19 protein-coding genes are annotated in these 18,633 nt (G+C 73.5%); 2 read left to right on the top strand and 17 right to left on the bottom strand.

Annotated features, from left to right (window positions below; all coding sequences use genetic code 11):
- Positions 1-80: 80 nt before the first annotated feature.
- The 12 genes from ACIRSU_RS34625 to ACIRSU_RS34570 all read right to left on the bottom strand — a co-directional run bounded on the left by ACIRSU_RS34625 (position 81) and on the right by ACIRSU_RS34570 (position 12,702).
- On the bottom strand, positions 81-836 hold the full coding sequence (locus tag ACIRSU_RS34625) for a hypothetical protein (RefSeq protein ID WP_403800985.1): 756 nt from the start codon (positions 834-836) through the stop codon (positions 81-83).
- A gap of 83 nt (positions 837-919) precedes the next feature.
- A complete protein-coding gene (locus ACIRSU_RS34620; protein ID WP_403800982.1) occupies positions 920-1,699 on the bottom strand; it encodes an HAD-IIA family hydrolase in 780 nt (259 codons plus the stop codon).
- Positions 1,700-1,779: 80 nt separating this feature from the next.
- Entirely contained in the window at positions 1,780-3,318 is a 1,539-nt protein-coding gene (locus ACIRSU_RS34615; protein WP_403800979.1) for an alkaline phosphatase family protein, read from the bottom strand.
- Positions 3,319-3,535: 217 nt separating this feature from the next.
- Positions 3,536-4,597, bottom strand: coding sequence for a 2-aminoethylphosphonate ABC transporter substrate-binding protein (locus ACIRSU_RS34610; RefSeq protein ID WP_403800976.1), 1,062 nt, complete (start codon positions 4,595-4,597; stop codon positions 3,536-3,538).
- 33 nt (positions 4,598-4,630) lie between these two features.
- Positions 4,631-5,428 carry an ABC transporter permease gene (locus ACIRSU_RS34605; protein WP_403800974.1) on the bottom strand — a complete coding sequence of 266 codons (798 nt, stop codon included), beginning with the start codon at positions 5,426-5,428 and terminating at the stop codon, positions 4,631-4,633.
- Positions 5,415-6,278: a 2-aminoethylphosphonate ABC transporter permease subunit gene (locus tag ACIRSU_RS34600; protein ID WP_403800971.1), complete on the bottom strand. Its 864-nt coding sequence runs from the start codon at positions 6,276-6,278 to the stop codon at positions 5,415-5,417. The genes ACIRSU_RS34605 and ACIRSU_RS34600 overlap by 14 nt, the downstream gene beginning before the upstream one ends.
- Positions 6,271-7,335, bottom strand: coding sequence for an ABC transporter ATP-binding protein (locus ACIRSU_RS34595; protein ID WP_403800968.1), 1,065 nt, complete (start codon positions 7,333-7,335; stop codon positions 6,271-6,273). Before ACIRSU_RS34595 ends, ACIRSU_RS34600 begins: the two co-directional genes overlap by 8 nt.
- Complete coding sequence (locus ACIRSU_RS34590) at positions 7,332-8,024, bottom strand: phosphonatase-like hydrolase (protein WP_403800966.1); 693 nt, start codon at positions 8,022-8,024, stop codon at positions 7,332-7,334. The genes ACIRSU_RS34595 and ACIRSU_RS34590 overlap by 4 nt, the downstream gene beginning before the upstream one ends.
- On the bottom strand, positions 8,021-9,142 hold the full coding sequence (locus tag ACIRSU_RS34585; protein ID WP_403800963.1) for a TIGR03364 family FAD-dependent oxidoreductase: 1,122 nt from the start codon (positions 9,140-9,142) through the stop codon (positions 8,021-8,023). Before ACIRSU_RS34585 ends, ACIRSU_RS34590 begins: the two co-directional genes overlap by 4 nt.
- Positions 9,143-9,277: 135 nt before the next feature.
- On the bottom strand, positions 9,278-10,057 hold the full coding sequence (locus ACIRSU_RS34580) for a GntR family transcriptional regulator (protein ID WP_403800961.1): 780 nt from the start codon (positions 10,055-10,057) through the stop codon (positions 9,278-9,280).
- Between the two features lie 19 nt (positions 10,058-10,076).
- Complete coding sequence (locus tag ACIRSU_RS34575; RefSeq protein WP_403800959.1) at positions 10,077-11,018, bottom strand: hypothetical protein; 942 nt, start codon at positions 11,016-11,018, stop codon at positions 10,077-10,079.
- Between the two features lie 568 nt (positions 11,019-11,586).
- A complete protein-coding gene (locus ACIRSU_RS34570) occupies positions 11,587-12,702 on the bottom strand; it encodes an ROK family protein (protein ID WP_403800956.1) in 1,116 nt (371 codons plus the stop codon).
- A 56-nt stretch (positions 12,703-12,758) separates the two neighbouring features.
- Here ACIRSU_RS34570 and ACIRSU_RS34565 point away from each other — a divergent pair, with 56 nt between their 5' ends.
- The gene (locus ACIRSU_RS34565; RefSeq protein ID WP_403800953.1) at positions 12,759-13,829 is read left to right on the top strand and encodes a Gfo/Idh/MocA family oxidoreductase; all 1,071 of its coding nucleotides are present in this window, start codon (positions 12,759-12,761) and stop codon (positions 13,827-13,829) included.
- Entirely contained in the window at positions 13,826-14,296 is a 471-nt protein-coding gene (locus tag ACIRSU_RS34560) for a heme-degrading domain-containing protein (RefSeq protein WP_403800951.1), read from the top strand. Before ACIRSU_RS34565 ends, ACIRSU_RS34560 begins: the two co-directional genes overlap by 4 nt.
- Positions 14,297-14,300: 4 nt before the next feature.
- Here ACIRSU_RS34560 and ACIRSU_RS34555 read toward each other — a convergent pair whose 3' ends face one another.
- The 5 genes from ACIRSU_RS34555 to ACIRSU_RS34535 form a co-directional block, all read right to left on the bottom strand.
- Positions 14,301-15,659 (bottom strand): choice-of-anchor A family protein, encoded by a 1,359-nt coding sequence (locus ACIRSU_RS34555; RefSeq protein WP_403800948.1) that lies wholly within the window; start codon positions 15,657-15,659, stop codon positions 14,301-14,303.
- Positions 15,660-15,817: 158 nt separating this feature from the next.
- Entirely contained in the window at positions 15,818-16,675 is an 858-nt protein-coding gene (locus tag ACIRSU_RS34550) for a fumarylacetoacetate hydrolase family protein (RefSeq protein WP_403800946.1), read from the bottom strand.
- A 157-nt stretch (positions 16,676-16,832) separates the two neighbouring features.
- Complete coding sequence (locus ACIRSU_RS34545) at positions 16,833-17,576, bottom strand: YidC/Oxa1 family membrane protein insertase (RefSeq protein WP_403800943.1); 744 nt, start codon at positions 17,574-17,576, stop codon at positions 16,833-16,835.
- A gap of 97 nt (positions 17,577-17,673) precedes the next feature.
- A complete protein-coding gene (locus ACIRSU_RS34540) occupies positions 17,674-17,994 on the bottom strand; it encodes a DUF6412 domain-containing protein (RefSeq protein WP_403800941.1) in 321 nt (106 codons plus the stop codon).
- Positions 17,995-18,034: 40 nt separating this feature from the next.
- Positions 18,035-18,589 (bottom strand): winged helix-turn-helix transcriptional regulator, encoded by a 555-nt coding sequence (locus tag ACIRSU_RS34535; RefSeq protein WP_403800938.1) that lies wholly within the window; start codon positions 18,587-18,589, stop codon positions 18,035-18,037.
- Positions 18,590-18,633: the final 44 nt, after the last annotated feature.

Raw genomic sequence — 18,633 nt, 5'->3', positions numbered from 1 at the left:
CCCCCACGCGCACAGGCCCAGGACCAGGCGCGCCCAGGCCGTCCCGGTCAGCGTCCGCCGGACCTCACGGGCCCGGTCCCTCAGTCCGAGCCGGGGCCGGATCCGGAGCCGGAGCCTGAGCCGCCACGGCGGCGGGCGCTGCGGAAGGCGACGGCCACCGCGGCGAGGGCGGCCATGCCGAAGCCCAGAAGGGTGTACGGGGTGCCCAGGCCCTCCTCGCTCGCCGTCTGCGCCATGCCGGGCGCGGCCGGAGCGGCGAAGGCAGCCGCCCCGCCGCCGCCCGCGCGGACCGGCGCGACCGAGGCGTGGCGGGTGGGCTGGTGCTCCATGGACTGGCGCTCCCCGGCCTGCTGCTGCGAGGGCTGCTGCCCCGCGGGCTGGTGGGCGGGCCGGTTCGTCGGCCGGCCGGTCGACTGGCCCTTCGACTGGCCCGCCGACTCCCCGGCCGGCCGTCCCGTCGGCCGACCCGTCGACTGCTCGTGGCTCCCGACCTTGATCGTGCCGGCGCCGGCGTGGTCGTCGCCGTCGCAGGTCACGCTGACCTCGTACGCCCCCTCCTCCACGCCCGACCGCACCCTCGCACCGCCGGACAGCGGGTTCTTGCCGCCACCCGCCCCGGAGAGTTCCGCGTCCGCGACGAACGCAGGGGACCTGGCGGCGCCTGTGGCGCCCTCGCAGCCGGTGACGCGGACGTCGATGGCGCCGCCGGGTGCCGCGGCGGACGGGGTGACCGTGACCTGGACCCCGTCGTGGGCGAGGGCGGTGCCCGCCGCGGGCGCGAGCACCAGCACCACGGCCGCCCCCGCGGCACGCAGAGCGATGGGACCTGAACGCATGGTGACCTCCTGGTACTGGCAGGTTCGCCCCGTTCAGGTCATTTCGCATCCGCAGCGCGCACGCCGGGCCCCCACCTGCGGTTTCAGATCCGCTCGACGAGGTCCGCGATCGACTTCACGATCTTCGACGGACGGAACGGGTACCGGTCCACCTCCGCCTCCGTCGTCAGGCCCGTGAGCACCAGGAACGTCTGCATGCCCGCCTCCAGACCGGCCAGGATGTCCGTGTCCATCCGGTCGCCGATCATCGCGCTGGACTCGGAGTGCGCGCCGATCGCGTTCAGGCCGGTGCGCATCATCAGCGGGTTCGGCTTGCCCGCGAAGTACGGTTCCTTGCCCGTCGCCTTGGTGATCAGCGCGGCGACCGAGCCGGTGGCCGGCAGCGGGCCCTCCAGGGAGGGGCCGGTCTCGTCCGGGTTGGTGCAGATGAAGCGGGCGCCGGCGTTGATGAGGCGGACCGCCTTGGTCATGGCCTCGAAGGAGTACGTACGGGTCTCGCCGAGGACGACGTAGTCGGGGTCGTGGTCGGTGAGCACGTAGCCGATGTCGTGCAGCGCGGTGGTCAGGCCCGCCTCGCCGATGACGTACGCCGTGCCGCCGGGGCGCTGGTCGTCGAGGAACTGGGCGGTGGCGAGCGCCGACGTCCAGATGTTCTCGACGGGCACGTGGAGGCCCATGCGGGCGAGCCGGGCGTGCAGGTCGCGGGCGGTGTAGATCGAGTTGTTGGTGAGGACCAGGAAGGGCTTCCCGGTGTCCCGCAGCTTCGTGATGAACGCGTCGGCACCGGGGATCGGCACGCCCTCGTGGATGAGGACGCCGTCCATGTCGGTGAGCCAGGATTCGATCGGCTTGCGCTCTGCCATGGGTGCGGGACTCCTGCCGTACAGACCTGCGGTGTACTGGGGGCGACGCGACGACGCTGTGGCGACGCCCCCAGCCTAGGTCAGGAAGCCGTGACCTTGACCCCGTCGATCACCCAGTACCAGTTGTTGGACCCCGTGTAGCGGAAGCGGAAGCTGACGTTCGACGCCCCGGCCGGTACGGCGAGCGTCAACGACTGGGGCTGCGAGACGACGTCGGCCGTGTAGCTCTTGACGACCGTCGGCGTGCCGCCGTTGAAGCTCGCCAGGATCTGCGCGGTCTGGGCGCCCTCCTGACGGTAGAAGGTCGTGAAGTCGAGGGTCACGCGGGCGGCGCCGGTGACCGCGTACGCCGGGCTGACCAGCGTGGAGTCGTACGTGCCCGAGAAGGTCTTGTCGGCCCACTCGTCGGAGTCGGCGACGGCGAACACGCCCCGGGCGCGCACGTTCAGCTCGCGCCACTGGTCGCGCTGGGCGCGGGACCAGAACTCGTCGGTCGCGAAGGACCAGCCGCGCCACTCGGTGACGCCGCCCGTGCCCATGACGTTGTTGACGACCGACCAGCCGGTGGGCGCCGTGTGGGTGAAGCCGAGGACGCCCGCCGGGATGCCGGTCTCGTCGACGCGGCCGGTCAGCGATCCGTACAGCGCGTCGAAGGGATCCGTGGACCGCTCCTGGATGGGCTTGCCGTCCAGGCCCCAGGCCGGGTCGGGGGTGATGCCGAGCTGGCGGAAGACGGTGGCGGCGACGTCGACGAGCCGGGTGTCGACCGGCCGTGCGCCCGCCGCGATGCCGGGGCCCTGGGCGAGCACGAAGGTGCGCCGCTCCTCGATGGTGGAGCCGCCGTGGCCGCCGGCGTCGAGGTGGCCGTGGTCGGTGGCGACGATGACGGTCCAGCGCTCGTCGGCGTAGGTCGGCCGGGCCTTGACGGCGGCGAGGAGGCGGCCGAGGTAGCCGTCCTGGACGTCGATGGCGTCGGTGTACTTGGGGCTGGCGGCCCCGTAGGTGTGGCCGATCTCGTCGGTCTCGCCGAAGTAGACGAAGAGGACGTCGGGGTTCTGGTTGCGCAGGACGTCCTCGGTGATGTCGGTGATCGCGAGGTCGTTGACCGCGTAGTTGTTGTCGTAGACGAGCTTGGCGTCGGCGCCGGGGGTGACCGTGCCGTACGTGTCGAGTTCGGGCCAGTCGACCGCGGCGAAGAGGGAGAGGTCCGGGCGCACCTGGTTCAGGCGGGCGAGGAAGCCGGGATAGGTGCCGTAGTTGCGGCCGGTGAAGGTGTTGTCCTTCACGCCGTGCTTGTCGGGCCAGACGCCGGTGGAGATGGTCGACCAGCCGGGACCGGAGAAGGTGCCGGCCATCGGGTTGGCGTAGAGGAGCGAGAGGCCGTAGGTCCCGTTCGCCATCAGGGACTTGAGGTGGGGGGCCTTGGCGGCGTCGATGCGGTCGTACCGCAGGCCGTCCATGCCGACGAAGAGCACCTTGTCCTGGCTGGTGCCGTCGGGGAGAAGGGGGCTGGTCACCGCGTGGGCCCGGGGGGCGGTGGCCAGACCGGTGGCGGCGAGGGCGGCGGTGGCACCGGCGGCGGCGAGCACGGTGCGGCGGGATATGCCGTTGACGGGCATGTCGAAGTCCTCCGTGATGCGTGGGCGAGGGAGCGGGCACGGCAACGCCCCTGAGTTCCAGGGGCGTTGAGCGAGGAGAGCTGTGGTCCGAGCGGTGCGAGCTCTGGTCCGAGCGGTGGTCCGAGCGGTGCGAGCTTTGGTCCGTACCCGTTATCTTTTCGCGACAATCAAGTGCGGGAAAAGGGTCGTGCGGTGAACTCTCGGGGGCAGGTGACGGTCAGCTGCCGGTCGCGGACTTCCACGCGTCCACGTACGACGTCAGGTTCTTGTCGACGTCCGCCCAGTCCGGCTCGAACACCTCGACGCCCGTCATCAGCTTCGCCAGCTCGATCGCGTTCGCGTCCGTCGGCTTCACGTCCTTGCGCGCCGGGAAGCCGCCGCCGATGGCGCTGACCTCGCGCTGGGCCTGCTCGCTCAGCATGAAGTCGAGGAGCTTCTTGCCGTTCTCGCTGTGCGGGGCGTTGTTCACCAGGCCGGCGGCGTACGGCAGTGCGAAGGTGCTGGGCTTGCCGCCCTCCTTGGCCGGGAACCAGATGCCGAGGTTCGGCATGGACTTGGCCTGCGCGAAGTTCATCTGGACGTCGCCGTTGGCGACCAGGATCTCGCCCTTGTCGACCTTCGGGGCGAGCTTGGAGGTGGAGGAGGACGGGCCGACGTTGTTGGCCTGGAGCTTCTTCAGGTACTCCATGGCCTGGTCCTTGCCACCGAAGTCGTGCATGGCCTTGATGACCACGGCGGTGCCGTCGCCCGCGACGCCCGGGGTGGAGTACTGGACCTTGTTCTTGAACTTCGCGTCGAGCAGCTGCTCCCAGGTGGTGGGCGCCGGGGTCAGCTCCTTCTTGTTGTGGACGAAGCCGAAGTAGTTGTTGACGACGGAGATCCACTTGCCGTCGCTCGCCTTGTCGGCGCCGTCGACCTGGTCGGAGCCCTGCGGCGCGTACGCCTGCAGCAGCCCCTTGGAGTCGGCCTGCTGGATGAACGGCGGCAGGGTGACGAGGATGTCGGCCTGTGTGTTGCTCTTCTCGCGGGCGGCGCGCTGCACCATCTCGCCGGAGCCGCCCTCGACGTACTCGACCTTGATGCCGGTCTGCTTCTCGAAGTCCTTGAAGACCTTGTCGTACCAGCCGTCGCCCGCCTCGCCCTTGAGGCCGTCGGCGCTGTAGACGGTGACGACCTTCTCGCCGGCGGTGGCGCCGGAGCCGCCGTCGCAGGCGGTGAGGGTGGCGGCGAGGGCGAGGCTGCCGGTGACGGCGGCGAGCGGCTTGATGTACGTACGCATAACGTCGTTCTCTCCTAGCGGTACGGGGGGGTGCTAGCGGTACGAGGCCTTGGTGCGGATACGGGAGACGGCGAGCAGGACGAGGAGCGTCGCCGCCATGAGGACCACCGCGAGCGCGGAGCCCGTGAAGAGCGAGCCGCGGTCGGTGGCGGTGAAGACGAGCACGGGCAGCGGCAGCCAGTCCGGCGGATAGAGCATCATCGTGGCGCTCAGCTCGCCCATGGACAGGGCGAAGCAGAGCCCAGCCGCCGCGTTCAGCGACGGCAGCAGGAGGGGCAGCCGGACCTTGAGCAGGACGTACGAGGGGCGGGCGCCGAGGCTGGCGGCCGCCTGCTCGTACATCGGGTCGAGACGCAGTATGGCGGCCGAGACCGACTGGTAGGCGAACGCCGTGACAAGAATGGTGTGCGCGAGGATCACGATCCAGCGCGTGCCGTTCAGGAGGAGCGGCGGCTGCGAGAAGGCGACCAGGACGGCGAGCCCGACGACCACGGACGGCACCGCGACCGGCAGCATGAACAGCGCGTCGAGGATCCTCCGGCCCCGCTTGCGCAGCGCGGCGGCGGCGAGCGCGGCCCAGGTGCCGACGGTCAGCGCGAGCAGGCTCGCGGTGAGGGCGGTGACCAGGCTGGTGGTGAGCGCCTGGAGCGACTCGCCGCGCACGGCGGCGGCGTAGTGGGCGGTGGTCGGGCCGGAGGGGAAGGCGCCGGACCAGTGGGTGGCGAACGAGGCGGCGAGGATGACGAGGAGGGGAAGGGCGAAGAGCGGCACGAAGAGGACCGCGAAGAGGGCCCAGACGGCCCACCTGCCCGTACGGCTATGCACCAGCACGTCGGCTCACCACCCGGTAGAGGGCGTAGAGCCCCACGGAGATCAGGACGTTGACGACGGCGACCACGCACGCGGCCGCGTAGTCGGACTCGAGGATGGCCTTGCCGTAGACGAGCATCGGCAGGGTCGTGACGCCCTTGGCGCCGGTGAAGAGCACGATGCCGAACTCGTTGAGGCACATGACGAGGACGAGGCTGCCGCCGGCGGCGAGGGCCGGGAGCGCCTCGGGCAGGATCACCCGGCGCACGATCCGCAGCGGGCGGGCGCCGAGCGAGGACGCCACCTCCAGCTGCGCGGTGTCGAGCTGCGAGAACGCGGCGAGCAGCGGCCGCATCACGAAGGGCGTGAAGTACGTGATCTCGGCGAGCAGCACGCCCCACGGCGTGGTCAGGAACTGGAACGGGCCGTCGGCGGCGCCGGTGGCGTCCGTCCACAGACCGTTGGCCATGCCGACCGTGCCGTAGAGGAAGAGCAGCGCGAGCGTGATCAGGAAGGACGGGAAGGAGAGGAAGACGTCGATGAACTTCGCGACCGCCCGCCCGCCGGGGAACGGCACGAAGGCGATGACGAGCGCGAGGACGAGACCGAGGACCAGGCAGCCGGCGGTCGCGGCCGCGGCCAGCCACACGGTGGTGACGAGCGCGTCCCGGAACGAGGCGGAGGCAAGGACCTGGGCGTACGCGCCGGGCGCGAGGGACTCGCGGACGACGAGCGCGAGGGGGTAGAGGAAGACGACGGCGAGGGCGAGGACGGGCGGGAGGGCCCACAGGACCGGTGCGGCGGCGGCCGCGCGTCGCCGTCCGCCGCTCACGGGCCGGGCGCCGGTGAGCGCGGGCACGGAGCTAGCCATCGGTCACCCCTGCGGCCAGCAGCACGGCGTCCTCCGGCGCGAAGTGCAGCGTCACCTCGTCGCCGAGCGCCGGCGTCTCGCGCAGCTCCCGCACGTCCGCCTTCACGCGGTGGCCGGATCCCACCTCGACGTACAGGCGGTGGGTGGCGCCCCGCCACTGCACCTCGGCGATGCGGCCGCTGAGGGCGTTGGGGCCGGGACCGAGGCCGACGAGGTGCGGGCGTACGCAGAGGGTGGCGGCGGCGCCCGGGGCCGCGTCGTCGACCGGGACCTTGAGGGCGACGCCGTCGGTGCCGTCGAGGGTGACGCCGTCCGGGCCGACGGTCACCGGCAGCAGGTTGGCGTTGCCGACGAAGGAGGCGGTGAACGCGGTGCGGGGCCTGCGGTACAGCTCCTGCGGGGTGCCGCAGTCCTGCAGCCGGGCGCGGTCCATGACGGCGATGCGGTCCGCGAGGGTGAGCGCCTCGACCTGGTCGTGGGTCACGTACAGGATGGAGACGTCGGGCAACTCGCGGTGCAGCCGCGCCAGTTCGGCGAGCATGCCGGAGCGGAGCTGGGCGTCGAGCGCGGACAGCGGCTCGTCGAGGAGCAGGACGTTCGGCCGGATCGCGAGGGCGCGGGCGATGGCCACACGCTGCTGCTGGCCGCCGGAGAGCTCGCGCGGGTAGCGCTTGGCGTAGGCCGCCATCCCGGTCATCTCCAGGGCCTCGGCGACCCGGCCGGGGATCTCGCCCTTGGGTGCCTTCCGGGCCTTGAGGCCGAAGGCGACGTTGTCGTCGACCCGCATGTGCGGGAAGAGCGCGTACTGCTGCACGACCATGCCGATCCCCCGCTTGTACGGCGGGAGTCCGGTGACGTCACGGTCGCCGATGAACACGCGCCCGGCGACCGGCCGGACGAATCCGGCGACGGCGCGCAGGGCGGTGGTCTTGCCGGAGCCGGAGGGGCCGAGCAGGGCCATGACCTCGCCGGGCTCGACGGTGAGGTCGAGGTGGTCGAGGACGGTGTGGCCGTTGTACGCGACGGAGACGCCGTCGAAGCGGATGCCGCTGGTCATGCTTCGTACTCCCCTATCAGCGCGGGGAGTTCGGCGACGGACGACAGGACGTGGGTGGCACCGTGCTCCTTGAGCGCCGGCTCGTCGTGGGCTCCGGTGAGGACGCCCGCGACGATCCCGGCGCCGGAACGGACGCCGCTGAGCATGTCGTACGAAGTGTCGCCGGCGACCACGACCTGGCGGACGTCGTCGACGGCGCCGGTGCGCAGGAACGCGGCGAGCACCATGTCCGGGTACGGGCGGCCGCGGCCGCCTGCGTCGGCCGGGCAGAGGGTGAGGTCGACGAGGTCGCGCCAGCCGAGGGCGTCGAGGATGGCGTCCTGGGTGACCCGGGCGAAGCCGGTGGTCAGGGCGACCGTCCGGCCCTGCTCCTTGAGCGCGGCGACGGCCTCGGCGGCGCCGGGGACGGGGGCGATGCGGCCTGCGGCGACCAGCTCTCCGTACGCCTCCTCGAAGGCCACGTTGGCCTGCTGGGCGCGCTGTTCGTCACCGCCGAAGAGGTGGCGGAAGACGGAGATCTTGGACTCGCCCATGGTGGCGCGGACGTAGTCGATCATCGTGGCCGGGTCCTCGCCGAGGCGCTCGGCGGCGGCGGTGAAGGCCTGCTCGACGAGGCCGCCGTCGGCGACGGTGGTGCCGGCCATGTCCAGGACGATCAGGTTCTTGTGGGTGTTCTGCACGGTCTTCACCAGGCCAGTTCGTTCGCGGTGGTCTCAGCGATGGCGGGCGAGCAGGTCATGCCCCGGCCGCCGGGTCCGGTCACCAGCCAGACGGCGTCGCGCACCTGCTGGCGGTGGACGACCCGGCTGGTGTCGGTGCACTGCGCGTACACGCCGGCCCAGCGGCGCCGGATGCGCGGCAGCGGGCGGCCGAGCAGGGACTCGACGACGCGGACGAGGTGCTCGTAGGGCTCTTCGACGGTGTCGAAGGCAAAGGGGTGCTCGTACTCGTGGGTGTCGCCGATGGTCAGCCCGCCGTCGAGGCGCTGCACCATGAGCAGCTGCATCTTGTGCGCGGCGGCGGTCGGGTCCTGCGCCTGGCCCGAGTTGAGCGCGTCCAGGGCGGGGGACGCGTAGGCCGGGTAGTAGCGGAACGAGTCGGCGTCGGCGACGGAGGTGGTGAGCGGCTCGCCGAGCGGGTCGGTCTGCATCATCTGGAGCCGGACCCGGCGGACCGGTATCTCGCCGGCGACCTCGCGGACCAGGCCGGAGAGCGAGGCGCCGGTGCACAGGACGACGGCGTCGCCGGTGTGGACGTCGCCGTGGTCGTCGCGGACCCCGTTCCGGCCGACGACCTCGCGCACCTCGCGGTTCGGGAGGAACGTGTAGCGTCCGGAGGCCAGGAGGGCCTGGCGCAGGGCGAGTTGGGCGGTGCGCGGTTCGACGGCGGCGTCCCGCTCGCACCACAGGGCGGCGTCGAACTCGCCGCGCAGGGCCGGGTTGACCGCCCGCGCCTCGGCCGGGGTGAGCAGCTTGTACCCGCGGGCGGCGGCGTCCTCGCGGGCCACGGCGGCCTCGGCGACGGCGAGTTCGAGCGCGCCGCGGACCGGGGTGAGCGAGCCGATCGCCCGGAAACCCAGGTCGGGCACGCGGGCCCCGATGCCCTCCCACAACTCCCGGGCGCGCAGGGCGGTGTCGAGCTCCTCGCCGCCCGCCCTGCCGCTGACCCAGATCTGGCCGAAGTTGCGGAGCGACGCGCCGCGCGCCTCCGCCTCGCGCTCGATGTGGACGACCTCATGGCCGCGTTCGACTGCCTGCCAGGCGTGCATGGTGCCCACGACGCCCGCTCCTACGACGATCACCTTCATGGCGAATACGGTCGGGGCGACGGATGACCCGGGCCGGACCGGTTGGCGACGGGACGGTGAACGGCCCGACAAGCTTGGACCAGACCCGTTATCCTCTCGTGACCTTTATAGCGGAACGAACAGGGACGTAACAGGTCAGTCCTGGCGGCCCAGGTGTGCGGTGAAGCTGAACCGGTCGCCGCGGTAGAGCGTGCGCACCCGTTCCAGCGGCCGGCCGTCGGTGTCGCGCGAGACGCGGTGGATGAGCAGCATCGGCAGCGCGGGCGGCGTGCCGATGAGCAGCGCCTCGCGCGGGGTCGCGAGCACCGTCTCGATCCGCTCGTCGGCGTCCCCGAAGGCCACGCCGAGGCGGTCGTGGAGATAGGCGTAGAAGGAGGAGTCCGGGTCGAACTCGGTGTCCAGGCGCGGGGCGCGGGCCTCGGAGACGTACGTGGACTCCAGGCCGACCCGCTCGTCGTCGGCGAGCAGCACCCGCTCCATTTGCCAGACGGCCGCACCGGGCGCCACGCCGACCTCGGGGGCCAGCGCCTCCGGGCACGGGAAGCGGTCGAGGGAGATCAGCGCACGGCCGGGGCGGCGGCCCTGGCGGCGCACGCCCTCGGTGTAGCTGGCGAGCGACAGCGGCTGCTCCAGCTTGGGCCCGGCGACCACGGTCCCGCGCCCCTGCCGCCGCAGCCGCCCCTCCAGGAGCAGTTCGCGCAGGGCCTGCCGGACGGTCTCCCGCGACACCTCGTACCGCACGGCGAGGTCCCGCTCGGTCGGCAGCAGTCCGCCCTCGCCCAACTCCGTGATGAGCGCGGCCACTTTGGCCTTGACCGCGTAGTACTTCGGGATGCGGCCGTGCTCGGGGATGCCGGAACGGACGGGCGCGCCAGGTGCGTTGCCGGGGTTCTTCTCGTTGTCCACGTTTTCCACGCGGTGATCGTCGCAGACGTCAATGAACGGGAGGGTGTACGGAGCGTGACCCGCGGGTGCGCCGGCGTCGGGCGAGCAGCATGAGCCCGGCGCCGGTCGCGAGGAGCGCGGCGGAGAAGGGGGCGAGCCGGAGGGCGTGCTGGCGTCCCGTGTGGGCGAGTTCGGGGAGCCCGGGGAGTCCGGTGAGGCCCGGGGTGATGCCGGTGCCCTTCCCCGTGCCGGGGTCGGCGGGGCTCGCGGGGCCGGCGGAGGACGAGGGGACCGGGGCCCTGGTCGGGGTCGGGGCCGAGGTCGGGGTCGGGGTCGGGTCGGCGCTCGGGACGGTCGGGAAGGTCTCGTCGTGCGGGTCGGCGGGGCCGATCGTCAGCCGGTAGTCGCCCGACTCGCCCACCCAGTCGCCGTCGTCGCCCCGCTTCTGCACGACGGCCGCGTTGACCACGACCTCGTCGGGCTCGGCGTCGGCGCTGAACGAGAGCCGGACGGGGACGGTGAGCGTACGGCCCGCGGGCACCTCGAAGCCGGGGAAGGCGGGCGTCCCGTCGAGGCCGGTCCGGCTCGCGTCGAACACGCCGACGCTCTCGGCCTGGTCGGTGCTCTCGAAGGCCACCGGCCGCCACACCCGGGCCTCCGCGTCGTAGAACTCGGCTCTGATCTGCGTCGGCAGCAGCGCCCGGTCGCGGTCGGTGAGGACGAGCACGGGGTGGATGTCCCGGCAGGCCTGGGCCGTGGTGTTCGTCAGGTCCAGGTTCCAGGTGCGGAAGGCGCCGCCCGCCGGGTAGGCGTCGGGGCCGCCGTGGATCCGGGTGGCCAGCGGAAAGTCCGGCGCGTTCACCGCCCCGCACGCGGGCGCCACGGCGACGGCCGCCGCCTGCGCCTGGTCGGCGGGCGCCACCAGCAGGGCGACGGCCGTGGTGGCGGCGGCCGTGGTGGCGGCGAGGGCCAGGGCGTTGCGCGGTCGCAAGGGGGCTCGCATGAGGGCTCGCATGGGGGGCCGGTGCCTTTGCTGCTCGCGGACGTGCCTGTCGCCCGCGACGCTGCCACGCGGGGCGGGGCGGGGCGGGGAGTGACGTGGCCGGGCCGTCCGTACGTGCTCCGGATTCCGCTCGATCAGCCTATTTTCCGATGAGAGGACTGCTCGGAGGGGCGCAGGGCCGGGGGCCGGGAGGACCCGGAGGGCCGGGGCCTGGGAGACCGGGGCGGGCCCGGAGGGCCGGGAGGACCCGGAGGGCCGGGGCCCGGGAGACCGGGGCGGGCCCGGAGGGCCGGGAGGACCCGGAGGGTCGGGGCCCGGGAGACCGGGGCGGGCCCCAGGGCCAAGGCCTGGGAGACCGGGGCGGGCCCCCAGGGCCGGGACCCGGGAGACCGGGGCCGGGGCCCGGGAGCCGGGGCCGGGAGCCGGGGCCGGGGCCGGGGCCCGGGAGACCCGGGGCCGGGCCGGGTGGCCCGGGGCGGGCCGGGTGGCCCGGGGCGGGCCCGCAGGGCCGGGAGAGCCAGAGACCTCGGAGGCCCGGCGGACCAGAGGCCCCGGGTCACTTGCCGAACAACGGCGCCAGGATCAGTTGCGCCGCACCCTCCGCGACCGCGTACGCGCCCGTCGCCACCGCCACGTCCGCCGGGAGGCCGAGGCCGGTCAGGACCGCGCGGGCGCCGTGTGCGTACGTCTCCGGGGCGGCGAGTACCGCGCGGCCGCCGAGGAGTACGCGCTCGATGTCGAGGAGGCGGACCAGGTTGGCGGCGCCGGTGCCCAGGACGCGGGCGGCCTCGGCGAGCTCGCCGCGGGCCAGGGCCGTCAGGCAGAGCACCTCCAGGCAGCCGCGCCCGCCGCAGTCGCAGGGCGGTCCGTCGAGCTGGACGGTCTGGTGGCCGAGCTCCCCGGCCCCGGTCCTGCCGCCGCGCAGCACCGCGCCGTCGAGGACGAGGCCCGCGCCCAGGCCCGTACCCAGGTGGACGTAGGCGAAGGAGTCCGGCGCGTCGGGGCGCAGGGCGAGGCCGAGGGCGGCGGCGTTGGTGTCCTTGTCGAGGGCGACGGGCAGTCCGAGCCGCCGGGCCAGTTCCTCGCGGAGCGGGAAACCGTCCCACTCGGGGAAGCCGGTGACGCGGCCGGGCGTGCCGGTCCGGTGGTCCAGCGGCCCCGGCATCGCGACCCCGACGCCGAGGATTCCGGCGCCGACGATTCCCGCGCCGAGGGTTCCGACGCCACCCGTGCCGGTGCCACCCGTGCCGGCGAGGGCGGTCACCTCGGTGTGGGCCGCCGCGAGGACCGCTTCGGCGCCGGCGCCCAGGTCGAGCGGGGCGTGGCGGGCGGCGACCCGCTCGCCCGCGAGGTCGAGCAGGACGGCGGTGAGCTCGTCGCGGTCGAGCTGGAGCCCGATCGCGTACGCCGCCTCCGGCACGAGCCGCAGCACGGTGGCCGGCTTGCCGCCGGTGGAGGCGCGGCGCCCGGCCTCGGCGGCCAGACCCTCGGCGCGCAGCCGCGCGGTGATCTTGCTGACGGCCTGCGGGGTGAGGCCGGTGCGGGCGGCGAGTTCGAGGCGGCTGATGCCGGCCTCCCCCGCCGTGCGCAGCAGATCGAGCACCAGCGCCGCGTTGTGGCTCCGCAGCGCCGGCAGGTTCGCGCCGCCTATTCCACCGTTGTCCCTCTTCATCAGGCCATTGTGCCGGTCGCTTGCACTTCGGCAACAGCGTTGCGAAAGTGGTGGGCATGACTTCCCCGCTCCGGGTCGGACTCGTCGGCTACGGCCTCGCCGGTTCCGTCTTCCACGCCCCGCTGATCGCCGCCTCCCCCGACCTCGTCCTCGACACGGTCACCACCGGCAACCCCGAGCGCGCCGCCCGGGCCCGCGCCGAGCACCCCGGCGTGCGGGTGGCCGCTTCGGCCGAGGAGCTGCTCGCGCGGCCGGACGAGCTCGACCTGGTCGTCGTCGCCTCCCCCAACAAGACCCATGTCCCGGTCGCCACCGCCGCCCTGCGGGCCGGCCTGCCCGTCGTCGTCGACAAGCCGCTCGCCGCCACCGCCGCCGAGGCCCGCGCCCTGGCCGCCCTCGCCGACGAGCGCGGCCTGCTGCTCTCCGTCTTCCAGAACCGCCGCTGGGACAACGACTTCCGTACGCTCCAGGCCCTGCTCGCCGACGGCGCCCTCGGCGAGGTCCAGCGCTTCGAGTCCCGCTTCGAGCGCTGGCGCCCGCAGCCCAAGGGCGGCTGGCGCGAGTCCGGCGCCCCGGAGGAGATCGGCGGACTGCTCTACGACCTCGGCAGCCACGTCGTCGACCAGGCGCTCGTGCTCTTCGGCCCGGCCGTCCGCGTGTACGCCGAGTCCGACGTGCGCCGCCCCGGCGCCGAGGCCGACGACGACACCTTCATCGCGATCACGCACTTCGGTGGCGTCCACTCCCACCTGTGGGTGTCCGCCACCACCGCCCAGCTCGGCCCCCGCTTCCGGGTCCTGGGCCGGAAGGCCGGCTACGTGAAGTACGGGCTCGACCCGCAGGAGGCCGCCCTGCGCGAGGGCCTGCGCCCCGAGCCCGGGGCCGCCTGGGGCATCGAATCCGAGGAGCTGTGGGGCCGCCTCGGCGCGGGAGAGTCCCCGCTCACCGGCGGCGGCACCCCCGTCGAGACCCGGCCCGGCGCCTATCCCGCCTTCTACGCCGCCGTCGCCGCCGCCCTGCGCGGCACCGGACCGAACCCGGTGACGGCGTACGAGGCCGCCGCCGCGCTCGACGTCCTGGAAGCGGCGCGTAAGTCAGCGCTCGAGGGCGAGACGGTGATCCTGTGAGTTCCTTCGAGCAGTCGGTCGAGGAGTTGGCGGCTCAGGAGGCGCGCCTGGTCCTGCCCCGCTTCACGTACGAGGACGCCTGGACGCTCGGCACGATCCTGGTCGACCTCGCGCGCGAGCGCCGGGCCCCCGTCGCGATCGACGTACGGCGCGGCGCCCAGCAGCTCTTCCACTGCGCGCTGCCCGGCTCCAGCGCCGACAACGACGCCTGGATCGACCGGAAGCGGCGGGTCGTGGAGCGGTACGGAGCGAGCTCGCTGCTCGTCGGCACCCGCTTCCGCGCCAAGGGCACGACCTTCGAGGAGTCCTCGCGCCTGGACCCCGACCGGTTCGCGGCGCACGGCGGCTCGTTCCCGATCGCGGTGGCCGGCGTCGGGGTCGTCGGCGCGGTCACGGTCTCGGGCCTGCCGCAGGTCGAGGACCATGCGCTGGTGGTCCTCGGCCTGGAGCGGCTGCTCGACGCGTAGGGCGTCAGCCAGCACGCCGTCGGCGGCGGGCGACGGACACGAGGACCACGCCGCTGACGGTGAGGGCGACGGCCATGGCGCCCATGACGACCTTGCCGGCGGCGGAACCGGAGCCGGCGTGGGGGAGTTGGCCGCTTCCGGTGGCGCCGTGGCCGGTGGCGCCGTGGCCGCCCATGGCCGCGGCACCGCCGCTGACCGGCCCCTTGCCGTCGTCCCTTGGTGTCGAAGCCGTGGTGGGAGCCGGGGTGGGGGTCGGAGTCGGAGTCTGAGTCGGCGCAGGTGGCGGCGTCGTCTCGGGCTCCGCGCAGTCGGGCAGTTCGCCGTCGAACGGGTACGCGTGCAGTTGCTGCCCGCCGCTTCCGCCGATCCGCGAGGTGTGGGTGAGCGAACCACTCGTGAAGAAGCGCCCGTTCATGCCGGGGACGGTCACCGTCGCCATGCTGTTCGTGTCGCCGATCAGCACGCTGCCGTCGAGCCGGCCGGTCCCCTCGAACGTCACCGCGGACGCGTCGGGGAAGTTCCACAGCAGCCGCTCGCGCAGCCCGCTCGGAAAGCCGCCGACGCCGGTGTCGGCACCGGTGCCGGTGCCGGTGCCGGTGCCGGTGCCGGTGTCGATGGTCCGGTTCGTGCCGCGGACGTTGACCAGGACGGTCGCGTCGGCCGGGATGCCGGTGAACCGGATGCCCTGCCGGCCACCGCTCTTCGACTCCAGGTCGAAGTCGACGTCGAAGACCTGGAGGGCGGACGTGCCGTCGCCGGTGAAGAGGGTCTCGCCGCCGCGGTTGACGGCGGTGCCGGTCGCGGTGCGCGGCTCGCCCGCCACGTACGCGTAGCAGCGGCTGGCGGTGGTCAGCTGGTCGCGCAGCTTCTTGTACGGGTCGGCCGCGCCGGGATCGGCCACCGCGGCGGGGCTGACCATGCCGGTGAGGCCGCCCCCGCTCCGTACGACTCCGTGCGCCGTGCCCTCCTCGGCGAGCAGGCGCTGCCCGGGGGCCACCGTGACGTCGCCGCCGGTGGTGAGGAAGGCGGTGCCGTTGTCGGGCGGGACGCGCGAACCGACGCCCGCGGCGCCGACGTTGTAGACCTGCGGGACGCCCGCCCGCTTGTCCATGTCGAAGCCGCCGAGGACCACGACCTTGCCCTCGGCCCCGGCCGCCGCCTCGCGGACGTGGAAGTCGCCGCCGACGAAGACGTTGATGTTGTCGTCGCGGCCGGCGACGGAGCCGTTGCCGGCGTCCGGATACGGCGAGGGGCAGCTGCCCGGCAGGCAGGGGCCGAGGCCGCCGGGGAGCGGGTCGGCGAAGGCGGGGAGGGCGAGCGGGCCGGTGAGTGCGGCGGGACCGGCGAGTGCGGCGGCTGCCACCCACACCAGAGGTGACCGATTCATTACATGTGCGCGCATATGCGGCAATATGCAGAACGCCACCGCCCGAGGCGACGCCCCACGCGCACCGCGCGCACGGCGTCGCCCGAACGACTCAGAACCGGACCTGGACCCGGACCCGGACCTGGACCCGGCCCTCAGGCGTCCTTCAGCTCCTGGCGCTGCCGGCCCAGGCCCTCGACCTCCAGCTCGACGACGTCGCCGGCGCGCAGGTACGGCTTGGGCTCGGGCTGCCCCATGGCGACGCCCGCCGGCGTGCCGGTGTTGATGATGTCGCCCGGGTAGAGGGTCATGAACCGGCTGACGTAGCGGACGACCTGCGCGACCGGGAAGATCTGGTCGGAGGTGTGGCCGTCCTGCTTGAGCTCGCCGTTGACCCACAGCTTGAGCCCGAGGGCCTGCGGGTCCGGGACCTCGTCGGCGGTGACGAGCCAGGGGCCGAGCGGGTTGAAGGTCTCGCAGTTCTTGCCCTTGTCCCAGGTGCCGCCGCGCTCCAGCTGGAACTCGCGCTCGGAGACGTCGTGGGCGACCGCGTAACCGGCGACAGAGGCGAGGGCCTCCTCGTCGGTCTCCAGGTAGCGGGCGGTGCGGCCGATGACGACCGCGAGCTCGACCTCCCAGTCGGTGCGGGTCGAGCCGCGCGGTACGAGCACGGTGTCGTCCGGGCCGACGACGGTGTCGGCGGCCTTGAGGAAGACGACGGGCTCGGCGGGGGTGGCCTGGCCGGTCTCGGCTGCGTGGCCGTGGTAGTTCAGCCCGATGCACACGACCTTGCCGATCCGGGCGACCGGCGCACCGATCCGCAGCCCGGCCGGGTCGAGCGCGGGCAGCACGCCCGCGCCGAGCGCGGCCCGGATCCGGTCGAGGGCGGCACCGTCGGAGAGCAGCCCGCCGTCGATGTCGTCCACGAGGGCGGACAGGTCGCGCAGCGTCCCGTCCTGGTCCAGGAGGGCGGGACGCTCGGCGCCCGCCGGACCGACACGCAGCAGCTTCATGGTCTTCTCCTCTGGTTCCTCTGGTCGAGGTGGCCCGTCGGCAGGTCGCCGCGCGGGCCGTGATGAGCCCCGGCCGATGGAGTGCGGCCATCGGAGGATTGGTCGATCCTCCAAGAGAACGGGTCAGTCTGCAAGACCCCGTTCACACCCTGGACCCTTACGCGGCGGTAACAAGGTTCTGCGCGGTGGGCATGTCCCGGTAGAGGAAGGCGCGCTCGACGGCGGTCCAGGTGGTGCTGGTGACGATGTAGAGCGCGGCGGCGAGCGGGACGACGGCGACCGAGATGAGGGTCGCGAAGGAGAGCAGCGGCAGGTACTTGGTCATGGCGGCGACGGCCCCGGCGCCCGGCTGGTCGGCGGCGGCGGGGGCGACCGGGTTGAGCGCCTGCTGCCGCTTCGTACGCAGGTAGGTGTACGTGGCGACGGCGGCGACGATCGCGAAGAGGGCGACGTAGACGAGGCCGGCGGAGCCGAGCAGGCCGCCCTTTCCGAGCGCGTCGGCGAAGTGGCCGCCGAGCGGGGCGCCGAGGAGGCTGTGGTCGGCCATCCGCCCGCTGGAGAAGACGTGGAACATCAGGAAGAACGCGGGCGCCTGGAGCAGGCTCGGCAGGCAGCCGGCGAACGGCGAGACCTTCTCCTCGGCGTGCAGCGCCATGACCGCCTTCTGCAGCTGCTCGGGGTTCTTGGCGTGCTTCTTGCGCAGCTCGGCGAGTTGCGGGGCGAGCCGGGTGCGGGCCTTCTGGCCGCGGGCGGCGGCGCGGGAGAGCGGGTGGACGGCGAGCCGTACGGCCATCGTGAACAGGACGATGGCGGCGGCGGTGGAGGCGCCGGCGAAGAGCGGGCTGAGGAGGTCGGCGAGGTGCTCGACCAGGTTGGCGAAGCCGTCGAAGAGTGCGGACATGGGGGAGCCCTCCGTGGGGTCTCGTCGTGCCGGGGAAAGGTGGTTTTCGGCAGGACGGAGCGCGTGGAGGGGCGGGACGGGCTAGGTCGGGGTGCCTCTACGCGGCCGTCGGGAGGGGACGGCCGGGTGCCCGGGGCCTGCGGCGGCCCGCGGCGTCGGGGTCGCGCTGCGGCAGGAAGGCGGTGCGCCGGGCGCGTTCGCGCAGGGCGGTGCGGACCCGGGTGGGCGGTACGGGCAGGGCCGTACGGGCACCGACGGTGAAGGCGCAGAGGAAGGCGGTGGCGGCGACGGCGAACGCGGCGGAGAGGCCGCCGCCCACGCCGGTCATGCCACCGGTGCTGTCGGAGAGCAGCAGGTCGGCGAGGGCGAGGAGGAAGAGGAGCGGCGCGAGTACGCGCAGCAGGGACCCGCGGGTCATGCCTTCCTCCTTCCTTGCCGCTCGAATGTCGTACAAGCCGTTATACAGGACGCCCCTGGGGCAGCGAGAGTTCCGCGGGGTCCAGGGGGACGAGGAGCCGGCGCGGCCTGAGGAGGGCGCGGCTGACCGGGTCGACGGGGTCCTGATCGACTCCGGCGCCGGGCCGCATCTCGATGTCGGCGGGGTGGACGGGGATCCGGCAGGCCGGGCACTCGCCGTACGGGCCGAGCTCGGCGCCGCAGTCGACGTGGTGGAAGTGGCGTACGGGCACGGCGCCGGGCAGTTCCTCGCGCCCCCACCGCCCGAGCGAGCGCAGGACGGGCCACAGGGCGATGCCGCGCTCGGTGAGCACGTACTCGTCGCGCGGCGGCGACTCCTGGTAGCGCCGCCTGTCCAGGATCCCGGCCTCGACGAGGGCCTGGAGGCGGGCGGCGAGGACGGCGCGGGGGGCGCCGAGGTGGGCGAGGAAGTCGTTGTAGCGACGGACGCCGTAGAAGGCGTCGCGCACGACGAGGAGGGTCCAGCGCTCGCCGATGACTTCGAGGGCGCGAGCGATGGAGCACTGCTGGGTCGCGTAGTCCTTGCCGAGGGCCATGGGGACGAGTGTAGCCGGGTGGGTTCAGTGATTGAACCTCTGCT

The sequence above is a fragment of the Streptomyces sp. NPDC101160 genome, assembly GCF_044768205.1.
In the GTDB taxonomy this organism is placed as follows: Bacteria; Actinomycetota; Actinomycetes; order Streptomycetales; family Streptomycetaceae; genus Streptomyces.
The sequence above is the reverse complement of the archived record's forward strand: the minus strand, read 5'-3'. Positions and strand labels throughout refer to the sequence as shown.

What these genes read in the sequence shown, in the direction of transcription:
- ACIRSU_RS34625 (WP_403800985.1), bottom strand. Translation starts at nt 836, where the DNA reads ATGCGTTCAGGTCCCATCGCTCTGCGTGCCGCGGGGGCGGCCGTGGTG.
- ACIRSU_RS34620 (WP_403800982.1), bottom strand. Translation starts at nt 1,699, where the DNA reads ATGGCAGAGCGCAAGCCGATCGAATCCTGGCTCACCGACATGGACGGC.
- ACIRSU_RS34615 (WP_403800979.1), bottom strand. Translation starts at nt 3,318, where the DNA reads ATGCCCGTCAACGGCATATCCCGCCGCACCGTGCTCGCCGCCGCCGGT.
- ACIRSU_RS34610 (WP_403800976.1), bottom strand. Translation starts at nt 4,597, where the DNA reads ATGCGTACGTACATCAAGCCGCTCGCCGCCGTCACCGGCAGCCTCGCC.
- ACIRSU_RS34600 (WP_403800971.1), bottom strand. Translation starts at nt 6,278, where the DNA reads ATGGCTAGCTCCGTGCCCGCGCTCACCGGCGCCCGGCCCGTGAGCGGC.
- ACIRSU_RS34595 (WP_403800968.1), bottom strand. Translation starts at nt 7,335, where the DNA reads ATGACCAGCGGCATCCGCTTCGACGGCGTCTCCGTCGCGTACAACGGC.
- ACIRSU_RS34585 (WP_403800963.1), bottom strand. Translation starts at nt 9,142, where the DNA reads ATGAAGGTGATCGTCGTAGGAGCGGGCGTCGTGGGCACCATGCACGCC.
- ACIRSU_RS34570 (WP_403800956.1), bottom strand. Translation starts at nt 12,702, where the DNA reads ATGAAGAGGGACAACGGTGGAATAGGCGGCGCGAACCTGCCGGCGCTG.
- ACIRSU_RS34565 (WP_403800953.1), top strand. Translation starts at nt 12,759, where the DNA reads ATGACTTCCCCGCTCCGGGTCGGACTCGTCGGCTACGGCCTCGCCGGT.
- ACIRSU_RS34550 (WP_403800946.1), bottom strand. Translation starts at nt 16,675, where the DNA reads ATGAAGCTGCTGCGTGTCGGTCCGGCGGGCGCCGAGCGTCCCGCCCTC.
- ACIRSU_RS34545 (WP_403800943.1), bottom strand. Translation starts at nt 17,576, where the DNA reads ATGTCCGCACTCTTCGACGGCTTCGCCAACCTGGTCGAGCACCTCGCC.
- ACIRSU_RS34540 (WP_403800941.1), bottom strand. Translation starts at nt 17,994, where the DNA reads ATGACCCGCGGGTCCCTGCTGCGCGTACTCGCGCCGCTCCTCTTCCTC.
- ACIRSU_RS34535 (WP_403800938.1), bottom strand. Translation starts at nt 18,589, where the DNA reads ATGGCCCTCGGCAAGGACTACGCGACCCAGCAGTGCTCCATCGCTCGC.